Source organism: Vibrio sp. OPT46 (assembly GCF_015163535.1).
Classification (GTDB): Bacteria; Pseudomonadota; Gammaproteobacteria; order Enterobacterales; family Vibrionaceae; genus Vibrio; species Vibrio alginolyticus.
The window spans coordinates 1-521 of record NZ_JADDYG010000438.1; the positions used below are offsets into that span (position 1 = coordinate 1).

Annotated in this window: 1 protein-coding gene; it reads right to left on the minus strand. The window is 42.8% G+C overall.

What is annotated here, in order from left to right; translation table 11 throughout:
• On the minus strand, positions 1-521 hold a 521-nt coding region (locus IQR33_RS18980), incomplete at both ends, for a S49 family peptidase (protein WP_193843932.1).

A 521-nucleotide genomic window follows, 5' to 3' on the forward strand; every position in this document is an offset into this window, starting at 1 on the left:
GTAGAAACGTCAAGCTTTTCAAGTAACGTTTTGTAGTACATTGAGTAAGCGCTGTAACCTTTAATCAATACACCACCATCAGGTGCCAGATAAACTTTATCGGCGTAACTTGCCAAGTAATATTGGCTTTGGTTGTAGAAATCACCTACGGCGTAAACGGGTTTGCCTGATGCTTTAAATTCGTTCAACGCTTTCGCGATGTAACGTAGTTTCGTGAGATTTGTTTCTGGCATGTCTCGCAGTGCTAGCACTAATCCAGACACTTTAGGATCGTCTTTCGCGTAGCGAATAGTATCAACGATATCGAAAAGGACGTTTTCTTTCGGTAGCTCATTACCCAAAAGGGAACCAGCAAAAGAGTCCATTGGGTTTACATAACGTCTTTGTTCGACAATTGGGCCTGAAAGGTTCATCACCAATGCCGATTCTTTTTCGACGACAGGTTGACCGTCTCCGGTATAAGTAAAGGCAAAGTAGAAAACGGCAATCATCAGCAAGAAAATTAGGTTTGCCAGTGCGAG